Source organism: Zunongwangia mangrovi, from assembly GCF_900112105.1.
GTDB classification, from domain to species: Bacteria; Bacteroidota; Bacteroidia; order Flavobacteriales; family Flavobacteriaceae; genus Zunongwangia; species Zunongwangia mangrovi.
Window position 1 is genome coordinate 675,829 of sequence record NZ_FOKV01000001.1, and the last position, 19,221, is coordinate 695,049.

At 36.5% G+C, this 19,221-nt stretch carries 16 protein-coding genes; all 16 read left to right on the forward strand.

Annotated elements, in window-relative coordinates; all coding sequences use genetic code 11:
- Positions 1-132: 132 nt before the first annotated feature.
- The 16 genes from gdhA (at position 133) to BM201_RS03200 (ending at position 19,204) form a co-directional block, all read left to right on the forward strand.
- Positions 133-1,476 (forward strand): NADP-specific glutamate dehydrogenase, encoded by a 1,344-nt coding sequence (gene gdhA / locus BM201_RS03125; protein WP_092539918.1) that lies wholly within the window; start codon positions 133-135, stop codon positions 1,474-1,476.
- 87 nt (positions 1,477-1,563) lie between these two features.
- The gene (gene recO / locus BM201_RS03130; protein WP_092539919.1) at positions 1,564-2,283 is read left to right on the forward strand and encodes a DNA repair protein RecO; all 720 of its coding nucleotides are present in this window, start codon (positions 1,564-1,566) and stop codon (positions 2,281-2,283) included.
- Positions 2,283-4,679 (forward strand): TonB-dependent receptor plug domain-containing protein, encoded by a 2,397-nt coding sequence (locus BM201_RS03135; RefSeq protein ID WP_092539920.1) that lies wholly within the window; start codon positions 2,283-2,285, stop codon positions 4,677-4,679. The genes recO and BM201_RS03135 overlap by 1 nt, the downstream gene beginning before the upstream one ends.
- A 389-nt stretch (positions 4,680-5,068) precedes the next feature.
- Positions 5,069-5,530: a hypothetical protein gene (locus tag BM201_RS03140; RefSeq protein WP_092539921.1), complete on the forward strand. Its 462-nt coding sequence runs from the start codon at positions 5,069-5,071 to the stop codon at positions 5,528-5,530.
- A gap of 108 nt (positions 5,531-5,638) precedes the next feature.
- Positions 5,639-6,394: a GLPGLI family protein gene (locus tag BM201_RS03145; protein WP_175486964.1), complete on the forward strand. Its 756-nt coding sequence runs from the start codon at positions 5,639-5,641 to the stop codon at positions 6,392-6,394.
- Positions 6,395-6,474: 80 nt separating this feature from the next.
- The gene (locus BM201_RS03150) at positions 6,475-7,218 is read left to right on the forward strand and encodes a GLPGLI family protein (RefSeq protein WP_092539923.1); all 744 of its coding nucleotides are present in this window, start codon (positions 6,475-6,477) and stop codon (positions 7,216-7,218) included.
- Positions 7,215-7,922, forward strand: coding sequence for a GLPGLI family protein (locus BM201_RS03155; protein WP_092539924.1), 708 nt, complete (start codon positions 7,215-7,217; stop codon positions 7,920-7,922). Before BM201_RS03150 ends, BM201_RS03155 begins: the two co-directional genes overlap by 4 nt.
- A 1-nt stretch (position 7,923) precedes the next feature.
- Entirely contained in the window at positions 7,924-8,628 is a 705-nt protein-coding gene (locus tag BM201_RS03160) for a GLPGLI family protein (RefSeq protein ID WP_175486965.1), read from the forward strand.
- Positions 8,625-9,365 carry a GLPGLI family protein gene (locus BM201_RS03165; RefSeq protein WP_092539926.1) on the forward strand — a complete coding sequence of 247 codons (741 nt, stop codon included), beginning with the start codon at positions 8,625-8,627 and terminating at the stop codon, positions 9,363-9,365. The genes BM201_RS03160 and BM201_RS03165 overlap by 4 nt, the downstream gene beginning before the upstream one ends.
- 8 nt (positions 9,366-9,373) lie before the next feature.
- Positions 9,374-9,778 carry an ExbD/TolR family protein gene (locus tag BM201_RS03170; RefSeq protein ID WP_139219119.1) on the forward strand — a complete coding sequence of 135 codons (405 nt, stop codon included), beginning with the start codon at positions 9,374-9,376 and terminating at the stop codon, positions 9,776-9,778.
- Complete coding sequence (locus tag BM201_RS03175) at positions 9,775-10,497, forward strand: GLPGLI family protein (RefSeq protein WP_092539928.1); 723 nt, start codon at positions 9,775-9,777, stop codon at positions 10,495-10,497. The genes BM201_RS03170 and BM201_RS03175 overlap by 4 nt, the downstream gene beginning before the upstream one ends.
- 15 nt (positions 10,498-10,512) lie before the next feature.
- On the forward strand, positions 10,513-11,244 hold the full coding sequence (locus BM201_RS03180) for a GLPGLI family protein (protein WP_092539929.1): 732 nt from the start codon (positions 10,513-10,515) through the stop codon (positions 11,242-11,244).
- A gap of 100 nt (positions 11,245-11,344) precedes the next feature.
- Entirely contained in the window at positions 11,345-12,022 is a 678-nt protein-coding gene (locus tag BM201_RS03185) for a GLPGLI family protein (protein WP_092539930.1), read from the forward strand.
- Positions 12,023-12,125: 103 nt separating this feature from the next.
- A complete protein-coding gene (locus BM201_RS03190; protein WP_092539931.1) occupies positions 12,126-14,759 on the forward strand; it encodes a TonB-dependent receptor in 2,634 nt (877 codons plus the stop codon).
- 631 nt (positions 14,760-15,390) lie between these two features.
- Positions 15,391-18,816: an isoleucine--tRNA ligase gene (gene ileS / locus BM201_RS03195; protein ID WP_092539932.1), complete on the forward strand. Its 3,426-nt coding sequence runs from the start codon at positions 15,391-15,393 to the stop codon at positions 18,814-18,816.
- A 4-nt stretch (positions 18,817-18,820) separates the two neighbouring features.
- Positions 18,821-19,204, forward strand: a complete 384-nt coding sequence (locus BM201_RS03200) for a TraR/DksA family transcriptional regulator (protein WP_092539933.1) — start codon at positions 18,821-18,823, stop codon at positions 19,202-19,204.
- Positions 19,205-19,221: the final 17 nt, after the last annotated feature.

The following is a 19,221-nucleotide window of genomic DNA, read 5'->3' on the forward strand; positions in this document are numbered from 1 at the left end:
TTTTTTTTAATGAAATTCAACAAAAAGTTAATATTGTATGAAAAACTAAAATTTTATCGCTAATTTTTATATATCTCATATATTTGCACCTCGAAAAAACATTTTTTTTAAAACAAATTTAAGCGACGCCTTATGGAAAAAAATATACAGGATTTCTTGGATAAAGTGTCTCAAAGAAATCAAAATGAGCCAGAATTTATTCAAGCGGTTCATGAAGTTGCTGAAACTATTATACCTTTTATAGAGAAGAATAAAAAGTACCAAAACGCACAGTTACTGGAGCGTATGGTAGAGCCAGAGCGTGTGATCATGTTTAGAGTATCGTGGTTAGATGACGAAGGTAATATTCAAATAAACCGTGGATATCGTGTGCAAATGAATTCGGCTATCGGTCCTTATAAAGGAGGATTGCGTTTTCATCCATCTGTAAATCTAAGTATTCTTAAGTTTTTGGCTTTCGAGCAAACTTTTAAGAATAGTCTTACAACACTACCAATGGGTGGTGGTAAAGGAGGATCAGATTTTGATCCTAAAGGAAAATCTGATAACGAAGTTATGCGTTTTTGCCAGAGCTTTATGACAGAGCTTAGTAAACATATTGGTTATAATACCGATGTTCCTGCAGGTGATATTGGAGTAGGAGCCAGAGAAGTTGGATATATGTTTGGCCAGTACAAAAGATTGCAAAACGAATTTACGGGTATCTTGACCGGAAAAGGATTGTCTTACGGTGGTTCTTTAATTCGTCCTGAAGCTACGGGTTATGGAAATGTATATTTCACTCAGAATATGCTTAAAACTAAAGGCGAAACTTTAGAAGGTAAAACGGTAGTAATTTCTGGTTCTGGTAACGTTGCACAATACGCTGCTCAAAAAGCGATCGAGCTTGGAGCAAAAGTAGTGACGATGTCTGATTCTCAAGGATACGTTCATGATGAAGATGGTATTGATGAAGAAAAATTACAATTCATCATGGAGCTTAAGAACGAAAAACGTGGTAGAATTAAAGAGTACACAGAGGAATATAGCAATGCTAAGTTCTACCCAGATACAACGCCGTGGGAAGTAAAATGCGATGTTGCATTACCTTGTGCTACTCAAAACGAGTTGAAAGAAGAAGATGCTAAGAAATTAGTAGACAATGGATGTATGTGTGTTGGTGAAGGTGCTAACATGCCTTGTACGCCAGAGTCTATAGAAATCTTCCGTGAGGCGAAGATCTTATTCTCTCCTGGTAAAGCATCTAATGCAGGTGGTGTAGCTACTTCAGGATTAGAGATGACGCAAAACTCTTTACGTTACAACTGGACTGCAGAAGAAGTAGACAACAAGCTTCACGAGATCATGAACGATATTCATGATAAATGTGTAGAATATGGTAAAGACGAAGATGGATATGTAGATTATGTAAAAGGTGCAAATATTGCCGGTTTCGTAAAAGTTGCTGATGCAATGTTAGCTCAGGGTGTGGTATAATTTTAAGCCCATATAAATATCAAAAAGCCGCTTTTTAAAAGCGGCTTTTTTTATACCTTCCCATGCCAGAATGATTACGGAATTTCGATGATAGTTACGACCAAAGCAATTGTTATAAGTGCGCTAAAATATGGGGAAGCAGATCTTATTGTAAATCTATATTCTTTAGAAAGTGGTTTGCGCACCTATATGCTACGCGGAATTCTAAAATCGAAAAAGGGAAAGTTTAAAGTCAGCCAGTTTCAGTTGTTAACGCAACTCGATATCGTGGCGAGTCATAAGAATAAAGGCACTTTAGAATATCTAAAAGATGCCAAGGTAATTAACACCTATACTTCACTGCACACCAACATGGTCAAAGCTAGTATGGTGATGTTTATTGCTGAAATTTTAAAAAGTGCGATCAGAGAAGAAGAATCTAATCCTGCCATGTATCATTTTTTAGAAACCGCTTTTAGCTGGATGGATTTGCATGATAAGATCGCTAATTTTCATATAATGTTTTTGCTGAAGTTATCTGGATTTTTAGGCTTTCAGCCAGACGATCTAAATACAGAGCAGCCGTTTTTCAATTTACTGGAAGGAACTTTTGAGCCTGTTAAAACCAATGAATATTGCATAGAAGGCGAAAATCTTGATATTTTGCGAGCATTTTTAAATGTGAGCTTTAACGACATGCAGCAGGTAAAATTAACCGGCGAGCAACGATCTAATTTTTTAAAAATGTTGCTGCTGTATTACGAACTGCATATCGAAGGCTTTAGAAAACCAAAATCCCTAACTGTCCTCAACGAAATCTTTAATTAATGCGTTTTTTAGTCATTTTCTTCTTTATTTTTTTAAGCGGAAACCTATTTTCTCAGCACATCATTGTTCTCGATAAAGCTACCGAAGAGCCTTTAAGCGATGTCATTATTTTTAATGCTGAAAAGACCAAAACCAGCCTAAGTAATTTTAAAGGACGTGCCGATATATCAAAATTCGATATTTCTGAAGTACTTTTTTTTCAGCATGTTTCGCATCAATTATTCGAGATTAGAAAATCTGAGATCAAAGACCAGCTCGTTTATCTTCAGGAAGACCAAAATAAGCTGGATCAGGTGGTGCTTTCCGTAGCGAAATTTCAGCTTCAGAAAGACGAAATTCCGCAGAAAATTGTAAGTATAGATCGGGGAGATGTTATTCAAAATAGTCCGCAAACTTCCGCAGATCTTTTAGAAAGTACCGGGCAGGTGTTTGTACAAAAAAGTCAGTTAGGTGGCGGTAGCCCCATGATTCGTGGTTTTGCAACAAATCGCGTATTAATTTCTGTAGATGGCGTGCGAATGAACACCGCTATTTTTAGAAGCGGAAACCTACAAAATGTGATCAATATAGATCCATTGGCTATCGAAAGGTCTGAGGTTATTTTAGGTCCCGGCTCTGTTGTTTATGGTAGTGATGCAATTGGCGGCGTAATGAATTTTTATACGCTAAAACCTCGATTTTCGTTTGGTGCAGAAACTTCTGTAAGCGGTAATTTCTACGGAAGATATTCCTCGGCAAATAACGAGCAAACTTTACATGCCGATGTAAATTTAGGAAGGCGAAATTGGGCATTTCAGACCTCGGTTTCGTATTCAGATTTTGGTGATCTAAAAATGGGAGAACATGGGCCCGATTCTTATCTAAGACCGGAATATGTGACGCAGGAAAATGGTGAAGATGTGGTCGAGCAAAATGAAAGTCCGTTAATTCAAAAACCAACCGGATACACGCAGCTTAGCCTGCTCGAAAAGGTAAAATATATGCCCAATGAAACATGGAATTTCAATCTTGGGCTTATTTACAGTGAAACTTCAGACTATCCAAGATACGATCGTTTGTACCGAAGAAGAAATGGGCAGCTGCGGGCAGCCGAATGGTATTATGGACCGCAGCGATGGTTTTTAGGTGATTTTAAGATCAACAAAAAAGGAAACGGGGAACTTTACGATAAGGCGCAATTTACGCTGGCTTACCAGTTTTTTGAAGAAAGTCGCCATGATCGCGATTTTGGTTCAGAAATTTTATTTAATACTGAAGAAAATGTAGGCGCTTATTCAGCGAATCTTGATTTCGAAAAAGCTTTTGAAGGCAGCAAATTGTTTTACGGACTAGAATATGTGAATAACCAAGTGAATTCTGAAGGTTTTCAGGAAAATATAAACTCGGGAGCACAGCAGCAAACTACTTCGCGATACCCAGATAATTCCAGTTGGCAGTCTTTGGCGGCGTATGCAACCTATCAATGGCAAATTCAGGAAGATTTAAATTTCCAGTCGGGTTTGCGATATAATCACATTCTTTTAAATGCGAAATTCGATGAAAATCTATACGATTTTCCGTTTAGCGATGCCGATATCAATACCGGTGCATTAACAGCCAGCGCAGGAATTAACTGGAAACAAAACCGGTTTTTACAATGGCGTGTAAATGCATCTACAGCCTTTAGAGCACCAAATATCGACGATGTAGGGAAAATTTTTGATTCTGAACCAGGATCTGTGGTTGTCCCAAACCCAAATTTAAAACCAGAATATGCATATAATGCTGAAATTGGTGTAAACTGGTCACCGGCTGAAAATATTCGCTTTGGTTTTGCAGGTTTTTATACCTGGTTAGAAGATGCGATGGTTCGTCGCGATTTTAATTTGAACGGGCAAACAGAGATCGATTACCAGGGTGAAGCAAGCAACATTCAGGCTATTCAAAATGCATCGAATGCGAATGTTTATGGATTTGAAGGAAATGTTGAGGTCGATTTTTCAGTCGCTTTACGTTTTGCTTCAAAAATCGCGATCACTGAAGGCGAAGAAGAATTAGATGATGGCTCTGTAGCGCCTTTGCGACATGCGGCGCCACTTTTTGGAAACACTCATTTGATCTGGCATAAAAAGAAAGTAAAACTCGATCTTTTTGCTGAATATAACGGAGAGCTCAGTTATAACGACCTGGCAACTTCAGAGCAGGGGAAAGCCTATTTGTATGCGATCGATGCAAACGGAAACCCATATTCGCCGTCCTGGTACACTTTAAATTTAACCGGACAGTACGATTTAGATGAAAACTGGTTGCTTACGGCTTCCGTAGAAAATATTACAGATCAGCGTTACCGTACCTACAGTTCTGGAATTGCCGCTGCAGGCCGAAATTTAATCATTTCAGCACGTTTTAAATTTTAGGGGATTTATACCCGAAGTTATTCTCAAAGAATTGGCTATATTGAAATGGGGTAAAAATGCTAATGAACGTCCGCAATAAGTCATAGTGAGTGTGGTCACCCTGAACTCGATTCAGGGTCTCATCACAATAGGTTGTTTTTCAATATTACATGAGATTCCGGATCAAGCCCGCCTGCCGGAACTTGCCTGACGGCAGTCAGGCGGGCAGGTCCGGAATGACGATAAACACGAATTATTAAAAATTACGAATAATCAAAAAATGCTTTTGTTCTGTTAACCACTTCAGCGCAATCAGGCGTTTGTTTGCAAATTAACTTTAATTCAAAGCATCCTGATAGTAATTGGGACGAGCGCATTTAACCTTTATCATCAATTAAACCTTACTTTCCATGAAAAAACTACTTATTTTAATGATTTTCGTTTTAGGGAATTTTACTTTAAATGCCCAGGTGGCGCGTGTAAAATTGGCTAAGGATACTTCAGAAAAGCCGGTGATTATCATTAATGATCAGATCATTGCGGGGAGCAGTATATTAAAAAGTATTCCAGAAGAATATATTTCTGAAATGAAGGTTTTTAAAGATAAAACTATCGGTTCTAAAATGTTATTTGTAGATCAGCAAAACCCGGGAATTGTGACTTTAGAAATTCAGAAGGAGTTTGAAGCCAAGTCGCAATCTGAAATAAATAAATTCTTCGGCCTGGATAGTGAAACAGATCTTTATGTAAATGGATATTTAGTTGAAGACAAAGATCTAAGATTATATGCCAGCAGTATTGCTAAGGTTGAAGTTTTAAAAAAAGATTATTTAAGGCTTAAAACGACGGTATTAAATATTTCGCTAAACTGATTTTGATAGCATTGAATGAATGCTAATATTAGGGGATTTTTACCCTAATTTTAGTGGTTTGCTGAATTTAAATGGTTTATTATGTATTTTAATGCAAATCTCATGTTCATGAAAAGAGTGCTTTTGATTTCTATCATTTTGAATTTATGCTTTTGTGCGAATGCTCAAAGTCTAAAAATTACGTATAAAATAGATTACCCTGAAGAGCGTAAAGATCTTTCGAAGATTGAAAATATGATGGTGCGTAAATACATGAAGAATAGAATTGCCGCTCTTCCTTATGTAGAATTAATTTTGTTGATACAAGGTAAATCTTCAAAGTTCTATACAGAACCTAAAATGCCTTTCGAAAATAGAGATATGCAAAGTGGCTACAATGCAGCTTTAGTTCTAGCAACCGGTAAAAGGGTATTCTATAAAGAAGATAGCTTAAAATTTATTTTTAAGGATATTAGTGGTGAAAGTTATAGAATTTTAGCTAACAAAGAGAAGTATAACTCCTGGGAGATCACTAAAGAACATAAAATGATTTTAGGTTATAAATGCTTTAAAGCTAAAATAGAGTATAAAACTTACGATAAGTATATGGAGCCGTTATGGGTGCCTGTAGAAGCCTGGTTTACTCCAGAGATTTCTGTTTCTACCGGCCCGTTAGATTTTGATGGACTGCCGGGATTAATTTTAGAGGCTACATGGGATAAAAGAATTATTTATTTCGCGACGAAAATAGAAAGCAGAGAAGATATTAAGATAGAAATCCCAACGGCAAAAAAAACAATTACCTATCAGGAAAGAGATACAATTACGAAGAAAATCCTTATGGAAATAAAAAGAAGAAGTGAAATGTATGGAACAGAGTTTTAGTCTATACCGTTAATTCCTTTCTGTTTTAACTAATCGTTTAGTTTTATTTGTTATCTTGGTTGTTCATCTATCAAAAATCTATGTTTCGGTCACTATTTTTTATCTTCTTCCTTTTTTGGAACTTTCAAATTTATGCTCAGCTACGATCTGGTGAAATTGAATATGCTATCGAAATCGAAGAATTGCCAGAAGTAAAGCGAGGCGAAAACAAAGATGTTATACAGAAAATGTATAAAATGAGTAAGGATTATGTGGCACAGATGAAAGCCATATTAAAATTTGATAGATCTAAAGCTCTTTTTAAACTGGAAGAGGGAATGGAAATAGATCGAAAACCATATTATCGATTTTCGAAAGCTTTGGTAGGGCTGGATAAGGTTTATTTAATCGAGGCAGATGCTAATAAACTGGTGATCCAACAAGAGGATTTTATGACGATGCATTTGGTTAAAGATAAAACCAAAGGCGCTGGGGAGTGGGAGGTTTCTTCAGCATCTAAAATAATCGACGGTTTTAAGGTATTTAAAGCTAGCACAACTGAAGTTACTGAAAATTCTAAAGGAAAATTTGAGCATGAAGTTATTGCCTGGTTTGCTCCAGAGCTGTCTTTTGGTTACGGGCCTTTTGGATATGGCGGTTTGCCGGGTTTAATTTTAGAATTACAGATCAATAGATCTTATCTTCCAATGACCTATAAGTTGAAAAGCATTAAGTTCAGTGATAAAGATTTGGAAATTCAGGCATTAGAAGGTAAAGAGATTTCTCGCGAAGCCTTAGACGCTTTGTATAGAGAAGCAGCAGCCAATATGATGAAGTCGGGATGAAAAAAGCGTTGATATTTTGTAGCATATTATTCCTTTCGTTGAGTTTCTATGCTCAAACTGGTACGATTTGTCATTACAAGATCGTAGAATTTAAGGAGTTTGAAATTAAAAAGCCAGATGATGAAGCCCATCGCAACGCCATAAAAAGACTTAATCAAGCTAGGAAAGCAACTTTAAAGTTTGATTTCGTCTTAGAGTTTAAGGATTCGGTTTCTTCCTTTCAGCTGGTTGATCGAATGGATAATGATGTCAACATGCCGGGATCTGCAAAGATTGGGCATGCAATGATAGGCAGCGGTGAGTTTTACCAAAACACAAAAAGTGGCGTTTGGCTAAAAACTTCGGAAGCTACCGGAAAAAAATATACGATTCAGGATTCTATAGATTTCGATTGGATAGTTACCAAAGAGACCAAAATCGTAAACAGATTTACCTGTTTTAGAGCTGAACTTCCAGAAAATGGAACTATCAAGGAGGTTTGGTTTACGCCACAGATCCCAGCATCTTTCGGGCCGTTGGGTTTTGGTGGTTTGCCGGGTTTAATTGTCGAAGTGAAAAGAGGAACCTTTGTGCTTTCTTTAGTCGAGATTAGTACAAGCCAACCGGTAAACATTAAAAAACCAGATTTTGGCAAATTAATTTCCGCAGAAAAATATAACAAGATGCTGGATGATATGCGCGGTACCATTTTTAAACAAGATTAAGATGAAGTATGTTTTCAGTTTACTTTTTGGATTCAGTCTTTTAACTGGTTATGCCCAGGATTCTGGCATAGCTACCTATAAAAAAGAATGGATCAATTTATATTCTGAATCGGCAGCAGGGCAACAGGATAAAATAGCAAATCCGCAGAAATATAGACAGTACCGTGAGTTAGAAAAACTTCAGGAAGAACTTACAAAGCAGTTATCTTATAAACTGAAATTCGATAAAGATAGAAGCTTTTTTTATTTGGAAGACTTACTGAGTGTTGAAGATCAAGCCGACTTAGCCTTGGCTAAAGGGCCTTATCAGGGAGAATATTATTTTAACCGAAAGGCAGCTTCCATGATTTGGGCGATCGAAGCTCTGGGAGAAAAATTTCTTGTGAATGTAGATAAAATCGATTGGAAGCTGGAAAAAGAACGAAAAACAATTAGTGGCTATTCCTGCTTTAAAGCTTCAGCAAAAATAGCATTAGAGAAGGGTAAATTTCAAGATGTCATTGCCTGGTACACGCCAGAAATTCCGCTTAGTTACGGTCCGCTACATTACAATGGTTTACCGGGATTGGTTGTGCAATTAGAAACTGGCAGTGAACTTTATAAACTTGTTCAAATTCAGCAAAAAGAGATAACAATTAATACGTCGCAAAAAGGAACTTCCATTAGCGAAGCTGACTTTTTTAAGCAATTTGAAAATTTTAAATGATGAAAAAATACTACATCAGTTTTATCTTCCTCTGCTTTACGTTTTCTGTAATAGCGCAAAGTGGAATCGCTACCTATAAAAAGGAATGGACTTCTTTTGGATCTGAAGAAGGAATGAAGGAATTAAAAAAGACTAATCCGCAGCGATATCGAGAATATTCTAAAATGAAACTGGCCAGGGATCGACTCGCTAAACGACTAAAATATGAGTTGAAATTCGATAAAAATGAAGCAGAATTTAAACTTCCTGAATTGATGAGTGTCGATGATGATCCATACATGGCTTTAGCTACAGGCCCAAGAGATGGAATTTATTATACCAATTTAAAAAGCGGAAATACTTTCTTCTTTACCGATTCTTTTTACAATAGCACCTACTTAATCGAGTATCCACCCTATAAATGGGAAATTACCAAGGAGCAAAAAATCATTAATGGATATTCCTGTTTTAAAGCTAAGGGAACTCTAAAAACCTGGGATGGAAGCTTAGAAGTTTGGTTTACACCACAGCTAAATATCCCGTTGGGTCCAAGAGGAGTTACAGGCTTGCCGGGCTTGGTAGTTCAGGTAGAATATGGAAGGGAAGTGTTCACTTTAGTCGACATAGATTTGGAAGAAAAGCCTGGTGATATTAAAAAACCTAAAGCAGCTAACGAAGTTACAATTGCTGAATGGAAGAAAATAAACGAAGCAAGAAACGAGAAAGTGAAAAGTTTAATGAAAAACGATAAAAATTAATATTGAAAATGATGAGAGCGAAATTAACTGTTTTATTATGTGTTTTAGGCTTTTCAATGGGCGTGAGTGCACAATCTTCGACAGAAAATAACAAAGTTTTTTATCTGAATGTTTTTATAAATGCGAATAAAACTATTTATGTAGAGGAAGAAAAAACTTCGTTTCAAAATGTACAAAATCAGGTTGCAGAGATGCTGCGTAAGCAGCCTTTTAAAGTAGATCAACAAATTATATTCAGAATTTTTGGCGATAAAGATCTTGATATGGGCTATATCATCGATGTTAATGCTGAAATGAGGAAAGCAATTCAAGAAAATATAAAAACCGAACGTTACCTTTTAGAAACAAAAAAGTTAAATGTCGATGGGCAAAATTGGTTTCAGAAAATCGACCTAAAAGCACTAAAGCAATGAAGAAATTAAGGTGTTTATTATTGATTTGTTTTTTTGGGTTTTCGTTAAACGCGCAAAGTCTAGAGGTGGTTTACGGGGTAAGTACAGAACTTTCGTTAACCAAAGAACAACTCGAAAAAATACCGCCGCAAATAAGAGAACACTATAAACAATCATTTAAGAATCTAAAGCATATAAAATACAGGCTTCAAATAAATGATCACGAAAGCTTATTTAAAATGCAGGAATCAATGGAAAATGAGGCCTTAAGCGGATTTGCGTTTACAAGGATCATGGCAGGTTTTAGTGGAACTTATTATAGCAACTATCAAAAAGATATATGCTTAAATCAGACAAATGCTTTTGGAAGAGAATTTATAATAAGTTCTAAAATGAGTAATATGATATGGCAACTCAGTAAAGAGCAAAAAACCATAAAAGATTTCAAAGTTTATAAAGCTTCAGGATTTGAAACCATTAAAAATAATTCGGGAGAACATGAAATTTCAATTATCGCATGGTACACACCAGAAATAAATTTACCCTTTGGGCCGGCCAATTACGGTAATTTACCTGGACTTATTTTGGAACTGGAAAGGAACAAGAAAACCTATACCATCGAAAATATACAAGATAAAGAAAATATAAAAATCGAAAAACCAAGTAAAGGTAAGCAGGTCACGCATGCAGAGTTTGAAGAGATTGGCGCTAGAGTGATGAAAAATTTAGGAAGTAATTAATATAAAATTCACAGTATGAAAGTATTCACTCTTTTCCTTTTAATACTGGTGTGTTCTTGCGGTTACCCTCAATCAGGTACAGCAATCTATAAAAAAAAATATACCGGGGATTATGCAGGTAGCAGTAGGGGTTTAAAATTGAAGAAGGCCGATCCTCAAAGATTTGCGCTTTATAAAAATATAGAAGAGAAAAGGAGAAAATATACAAAAATACTTGAGTACGAGCTTGTGTTTTCGGGCTCTAAATCTCTTTTCACAATGAAGGAAGTTATGGATATAGCTGATGAAAATAATATCAAACTTGCTGCAGGTCCCAATACAGGAATTTATTATCATAACGCAACTGAAAACACTACTATATTTAATGCAGAAAGATTGAACCAAACCTTTAATATAAAGCTTATGCCTGTTCGGTGGAAGCTATTTAATGAAGAGAAAACAATAAATGGCTATAAATGTAGGAAAGCAATAGGTGAGATGATAGTTTATGATAAACAATTAGAGGAAAAATTAATTCCGGTTGAAGCATGGTATTCTTTGGATATACCGGTTAATTATGCTCCAAACGGTTTTGCGGGATTGCCCGGCTTAATCGTAAGTGTAGAAGAAAGAGGTGAAAAGTTTATTTTAGAAAGTTTCAAATTGCATAAGAAGGATAAAAATATAGAAAGGGTAAAGGGAGAGGAGATTACGTTAAAGGAATTTTATCAAAAAATACATAGAGCATTACAAAGTTTCAAGGGTTAAAGTTTGCAGGTTTATTATTTTAGGCCAAGACGTTAAATTTAACAGTCGTAATGGAAGTTTAAGCTTATAATCTTAGTAACTTGATATCAGCGCATTGGTTATGAAACAATTTTATTCATTTATATTGATATTTACATTTTTTGCTGGGTTTTCTCAGGAAAAGCAAATAGGAGAAGTTCTTTATGAAGTGAATATGATGATGCCAGAAGATACCAATCAAGGTACTTCGTCAGCAGAAACTAGAAACAAGGTTAGAATGTTAATGAAAACTTCGCGCCCTGAGAGATTCAAGCTTATTTTTAATGAAAATGAATCAAGATATGAAATTATAAAGAGAATGAATTCTGATATTGATCCTACAATAAATTTGTCCAGAATTCTTGGGGGCGAGACTAAAGTCTTTTATCAGAATGTTAAAGCTGATATTCAATACTATAATGAAAATTTTAGTGGCGAGGATTGGAGTGTGTTTTATGAAAATTACAACTATAAATTAACCAAAGAAAAGAAAACGGTGTTAGGCTTCTTATGTTATAAAGCAACTTTTGGGAAAGGGCGTTATGCATGGTATACACCAGAAATTCCTGTAAATTTTGGCCCTGGTAAATATAATGGTCTTCCCGGTTTGGTTCTTGAAGCTATGCATAAAGGTTTACTCATTACTGCCAAAAAAATAAACCTAGACTCAAATAACATACAATTAGAAGTTCCCATTGTTGGAAAGAAAATTAGTGAAGAAGATTATATAGATCTAAAATCCAAAAATGCAGATTTTTAAATACTATTATTAAGAGCCTAATTAAATGTTTACCTAACAACTTTATTCCTTTAATTTGATTAAAATATTTAGGCTTAGTTATTGTTTTATTATCTTAAGTTTTATGCTTGGCAAGGTCCACGCACAAACCTACACCGGTACCGTTAAAGACTCCGCCAATGCGCCACTTCATGGCGCTAACCTTATTGCTATTCCAGATAGTGATGATCTTAATATGGCCTTTTCTATTTCAGATGAAAAAGGGAGGTATCGCCTTAACCTGGAAAAAGACAGTAGCTATGTGATCGAAATTAGTTATTTGGGTTATCAAAAAATCATCGATTCGATCATTGCCAGCCGTGATATTCAGAAAGATTATATCATGCAGGCCAGTAACGAAAGCCTGGAAGAAGTCCTTATTAAAAAGAAAATGGCGGTGGTCGTAAAAGAAGATACCACAATTTACCGTACCGATGTCTTTAAAACCGGGGAAGAGCGTAAGCTTCGCGAAGTTTTAAATAAATTGCCAGGTGTGGAAGTAGATCGTGAAGGAACCATTACCGTAATTGGCAAAAAGGTAGATAAATTAATGGTCGATGGGAAAACATTTTTTACCGGAGACTCTAAACTTGCCGTAGAAAATATTCCCGCCGATGCTGTAGATGAAGTCGAAGTGCTGGATAATTACAGCGAAATTCCGTTTTTAAAAGGCCTGGAAGACAGTGATAAAATGGCGATGAACATTAAACTCTCTGAAGGTAAAAAGAAATTTGCGTTTGGTGATATCGAAGTCGGCGGCGGTGTAGAAGATCGCTATTCCCTGCATCCTACTTTATTTTATTATAGCCCGAAAACCTCAGTAAATGTTATAGGTGATTTTAATAATACCGGGCAAAAGTCGTTTTCCATGCAGGATTATATCAATTTCGAAGGTGGTTATTTATCGCTTATGGATCGCCCAAATGCAAATAATATTTATAATGATGATTTTGCACAATTTCTGCGGAATGAAGATTTTACCTATAACAAAAATGAATTTGGCGCTTTTAATATTGCCCAGGAAATAACTAGTGATCTCGATCTAAATGCCTACAGCATTATTTCTAATAATAAGCTGGAAACGCTGGAAGAATACAATATTACCTATATCGATGAAGAGCGAGGCTTGGATGAATTTCGCGAAACCCGCCAAAATAACGATCTGTTCTTTACATTGAATAAATTGCAATTGCGTTATCGCCCAAATCCCGATGAAGATCTTACGTACGATGCCTATGTAAAAACATCTTCGGCTACAGCAAACGGAATTTTGAATTCATTTACTCCGGTAGATTCTACGTTTATCAATACCATGGCAAATCCCGATGGAATCGATTTTACACAACATTTAAACTACAGCAAACAGTTTTCCTTTGAACATACCTCTACACTAAATGTCGATTATAAATATTCGAAGAACGAAAATGATAAAGATTGGTTATTTAACGAGCCGATTTTTAATACGATTATTCCGTTTGTAGAAGAAGACAGTCTGCATTTATTTCAGCAGGTAAATACCACGCTCAACCAAGCCAGTTTAGATCTCAAGCATTATTGGGTGCTTAACAATACCAATCATATTTATCCGGCATTGGGGATTAGTTTTTCAGATCAGCTTTTTAGCACTCTCGACGAGCAACAATTGGATTCTGGAGAAATTAATGGTTTTACTGAAGCTGATTTTAATAATGATGTACATTACCGGTTGGTCGATCAATATGTAGGTTTTCAATATAAAACCATGTTTGGCGATCTTATTTTAAAACCAGGTCTTTTTTATCATTACTACCTGTGGCAGGTCACACAGTTTGCTGATGAAATTACCAATGAAACAAAACCGGTTTTGTTACCCGAATTTGAAAGTGAATATAAACTTGGCGGTTCAGAAAAAATACGATTAAATTACAGCATGCGTTCCAGTTTTGCCAATGCATCAAGTTATGCCAATCGCTATCGCTTAAGTAGTTTTAATAGGATTTACCGCGGAAATGAAGATTTAGAGAATCAATTGTATCATCGGCTTTCGTTGAGCTATTATAAGTTTAGTCTTTTTAAAGGTATCAATTACAATTTCTTTTTTAATTATTCGAATAGGGTACGATCCATTTTAAATGCAACGATTTTAGAGGGAATTAACCAGATCTCGAGTCCAATTTATACCGATTTGCCCAATGAAACCTACAGCTTGCGAGGTTCTTTTACCAAGCGAATCAGTGACTTTCGATTTACGGTAGATGGTGATGCTGCGCTGTCTAGTTATAGCCGAATTGTAAACGAAAATATTATTGATTATGATTCTGAAAATTATGGTTACAGCCTGCGAATTCGAACTACTTTTGACGATCTCCCAAATTTAGATGTGGGTTACGAACATGATTTTAGTGCTTTTGGATCTGATAATTTTCAGAATCGATTTGTGCAATTTCAACCTTTTGCCCGCTTAGAATATGACTTTTTAGACGGATTTATTCTGAAAGCCGATTACGAATATAATTATTACAAAAATCAGGAAAACGACCAGGTGAACCGTTTTCAGATAGGAAATGCCTCGCTGTTTTATAATAAATTGGATAGCGCCTGGAGTTTTGAGGTTGAAGTCAATAATATGCTGGATGCCAACTTCCGAAGGGAAAATTCATTTTCAGAATTCATCGTTACCGATAGTCGTGTTTACCTACAACCAAGAACTGTTCTTTTGAAAATTGCTTATAAGTTGTAGAACGCTGCGCTGTTAGATTTTAGACATGAGACCGCTTCGCTTTTAGATGTTAGAGCTTAGACTAGAGAGAATAGATATTTTTTATGTTGAATTTTGAATACAAAAACTTGTCACTTCGAGTGATTGCGAGTTTAGGAGCAATTGTATCGAGAAGTGGATGTTAGTCAGAATTTCAAAAAGAATGAAATTCAAGATTATATAATTTAGAAGTTAATTTTGGCTGAAAGCTGAACGCTAATAGCTAAAAGCTGTCAACAGTAAACCGTGAACTTTTCGTCATCTCGACCAAGCCTCGCCGCAGGCAGGCGTAGTGGAGAGATCTTTTTCGAAACTATATCTAAATAGATTTCTCCATTGCGCTACGCTTCAGTCGAAATGACACTCTTCTTCAGGCTAAAATCAGGCTAACAGCTGATCGCTAAAAGCTGACAGCTAAAATAACTGTAAACCGTGAACTGTTAACTCAAAACTATATTCAAAACAAAAGAAAAAACCGCTATAAATATTACGTTTTCTTTAATTCGGTTTTACCATTAGATTAAAATTCCTAAGAATGGGTAATTTAAGCAGATACCGACCGCTGTTTTAGCAAAATTCCTTATTTTCGCACATCATTAGAAATTTTGAGGAAATGAGCACAAAGTTCCCTGAATATAAAGGACTTGACTTGCCAAAAGTTGCAGAGGAGACATTAAAGTATTGGAAAGAAAACCAAATATTTGAAAAGAGCATAACTTCACGTGAAGGTGAAAAGCCATTCATATTTTTCGAAGGGCCACCATCGGCTAACGGATTGCCGGGGATTCACCATGTGATGGCAAGATCGATCAAAGATATTTTTTGTAGATATAAAACTCAAAAAGGATTTCAGGTAAAACGTAAAGCAGGATGGGATACTCATGGTCTTCCGGTAGAGCTTGGCGTAGAAAAAGAACTTGGGATCACCAAAGAAGATATTGGCACTAAAATTAGTGTAGAGCAATATAACGAGGCTTGTAAAAATGCGGTAATGCGTTATACAGATATCTGGAACGACCTTACCGAGAAGATGGGATATTGGGTAGATATGGACGATCCTTATATCACCTACAAGCCAAAATATATGGAAACGGTTTGGTATCTTTTAAAAGAGATCTACAACAAAGGTCTTATTTATAAAGGCTATACCATTCAGCCATATTCTCCAAAAGCAGGAACAGGTTTAAGTTCTCACGAGCTTAACCAGCCGGGGACGTATCAGGATGTTTCAGATACCACCGTAACCGCGCAATTTAAGATTAAACAAAATGACAAATTAAAAGCCTCACCCCTTGGGGGAGGTTTGGAGGGGGAAGCTTGGGGCGATCTATTCTTTATTGCCTGGACAACTACTCCGTGGACGCTTCCATCAAACACCGCGCTTACTGTTGGGCCAAAGATCGAGTATGTAACGGTTAAAACTTATAATCAATATACTTTTGAGCCTATTACGATTGTTGCAGCCAAGGAATTGGCACGTAAACAATTCGATAAGAAATTTAAAGAAGTTGAAAGCGAAGAAGAGCTGAAAGCTTATCAAGAAGGAGATGAACATATTCCATTCTTAATCGGCGAATCTTATATAGGGAAAGATCTTGTAGGTATCCAATATGAGCAATTATTGCCATATACCTTGCCTTTCGAGAATCCTGAAAATGCATTTAGGGTAATTTCTGGTGACTTTGTAACTACAGAAGATGGTACCGGGATTGTACATACTTCGCCAACTTTTGGTGCAGATGATGCGCTTGTGGCAAAACAGGCAACACCGCCGGTTCCGCCAATGTTGGTAAAAGACGAGAACGATAATCTAGTGCCTTTAGTAGATCTTCAGGGGAAATTTAGACCAGAAATGAGCGAATTTGCCGGTAAATATGTGAAGAACGAATATTATGATGATGCTGAAGTTCCAGAGAAATCTGTAGATGTAGAGATCGCTATTAAGCTGAAGGAAGAAAACAGGGCTTTTAAAGTTGAAAAATACGTGCACAGTTATCCAAACTGCTGGCGTACCGATAAGCCAATTTTATATTATCCATTAGATTCTTGGTTCATTAAAGTGACGGATGTAAAAGATCGCATGCACGAGCTGAATACCGGAATCAACTGGAAACCAAAATCTACAGGAGAAGGTCGTTTTGGAAACTGGCTTGCCAATGCGAACGACTGGAATTTATCCCGAAGCCGATATTGGGGAATTCCGCTACCAATTTGGAGAACCGAAGATGGTAGGGAAGAAAAGATCATTGGATCTGTAGAAGAATTAAAAGTAGAGATCACCAAGGCTGTTGAAGCTGGGGTGATGGAAAAAGATATTTTCGCCGATTTCAAAATCGGTGATATGAGTGAAGAAAACTACGCTAATGTAGATCTTCACAAAAATGTGGTAGATACGATCACGTTGGTTTCTGATGCCGGGAAGCCAATGAAGCGTGAAGCAGATCTTATCGATGTTTGGTTCGATTCTGGTTCTATGCCTTATGCACAGTGGCACTACCCATTCGAGAATAAAGAGAAAGTAGAAAAAGACTGGCGTAAAGCCGATTTTATTGCTGAAGGTGTCGATCAAACTCGTGGATGGTTCTATACTCTTCATGCGATTGCAACCATGACCTTTGATGATGTTGCTTATAAAAATGTAGTTTCAAACGGACTGGTTTTAGACAAAAACGGGCAAAAAATGTCTAAACGTCTTGGAAACGCCGTAGATCCATTCGAAACTTTATCGGTTTATGGTCCAGATGCTACGCGTTGGTATATGATCTCTAACGCGAATCCCTGGGATAACCTAAAATTCGATATTGAAGGAATTGGTGAGGTAAGCCGTAAATTCTTCGGTACACTTTACAATACCTATTCGTTCTTTACATTATATGCCAACATCGATAACTTCACCTATGCTGAAGCCGATGTTGCTTTAGAAGAACGCCCGGAAATCGATCGTTGGATTCTTTCAGAATTACATACGCTAATTCAGAAAGTAGATAAGTTTTATGCTGAATACGAACCAACAAGAGCCACAAGAGCAATTTCAGAATTTGTTCAGGAAAACTTAAGTAACTGGTTCGTTAGATTAAGCCGAAGAAGATTCTGGAAAGGCGATTACGAGCAGGATAAAATTTCAGCATATCAAACTTTATACACTTGCTTAGAAACTGTAGCTAAGCTTAGTGCTCCGGTAGCACCATTTTTTACGGATGCTTTATATAAAGATTTGAACAACACTACGAAAAAAGAGAATTACGAATCGGTTCACACCGCTTTATTCCCTGTTTTCGACGAAAAATTTGTAGATAAATCTTTAGAGCGTAAGATGGAAAAAGCGCAAACTATTTCAAGTTTGGTGCTTTCGTTGCGTAAAAAAGAAATGATAAAAGTAAGACAGCCACTGCAACGAATTATGATCCCGGTTTTAGATAAGCAACAGGGAGAAGAAATCTTAGCAGTACAGGATCTTATAAAATCTGAAGTAAACGTAAAAGAAGTCGAGTTAATCGACGATGCTTCAGGAATACTTGTTAAGCAGGTTAAACCTAACTTTAGGGTGCTTGGTCCACGTTTTGGGAAAGAGATGAAACACGTGGTAAACAAGATCAATCAATTTGATGCTGGAGACATTGCGATCCTTGAAAAGGAGGGTAAAATAAATGTCGAAGTAAATGAAAAAATGATTATTTTGTCCATCGATGAAGTTGAAATTTCTTCTCAGGATATCGAAGGATGGCTAGTGGCAAGCAGTGGCAATATAACGGTAGCTTTAGACGTTAGTATCTCGCCAGAACTCAAGAAAGAAGGAGTTGCGAGAGAACTAGTGAATAGAATCCAGAATATGAGAAAAGATAGCGGATTCGAAGTGACAGACACTATTAATGTGACCCTACAAAAAGACGGTATTGTCGAGGATGCCGTAAATGAAAATATAACCTATATCAAAACTGAAACTTTAACTGCAGCACTCGAACTTGCAGAGGTAGTAAACGAAGGAATAGAGGTCGAGTTTGATGATGTTACTACTAAATTATTAATCACAAAAAACTAAGCTTATGTCAACCGATGTAAAAGAGCGTTTTAGCGATGCAGAATTGGCCGAATTTAAGGAGTTGATCCAGGGTAAGATCGCTAAAGCCAAGGAACAACTGGAGATCTATCAAAATGCTTATAAAAACGACGGGAATAATGGTACAGACGATACTTCCCCAACGTTTAAGGCATTCGAAGAAGGTAGCGAAACAATGAGTAAAGAAGCGAATTCGCAATTAGCTATTCGCCAGGAGAAATTTATTCGTGATCTTAAAAACGCTTTAATGCGTATCGAGAACAAAACTTACGGTATTTGTCGCGTTACTGGAAAATTAATTAATAAAGAGCGTCTAAAGCTGGTACCTCATGCCACTTTAAGTATCGAAGCTAAAAATATGCAGCGATAAAAGCTTTACGCTAATCG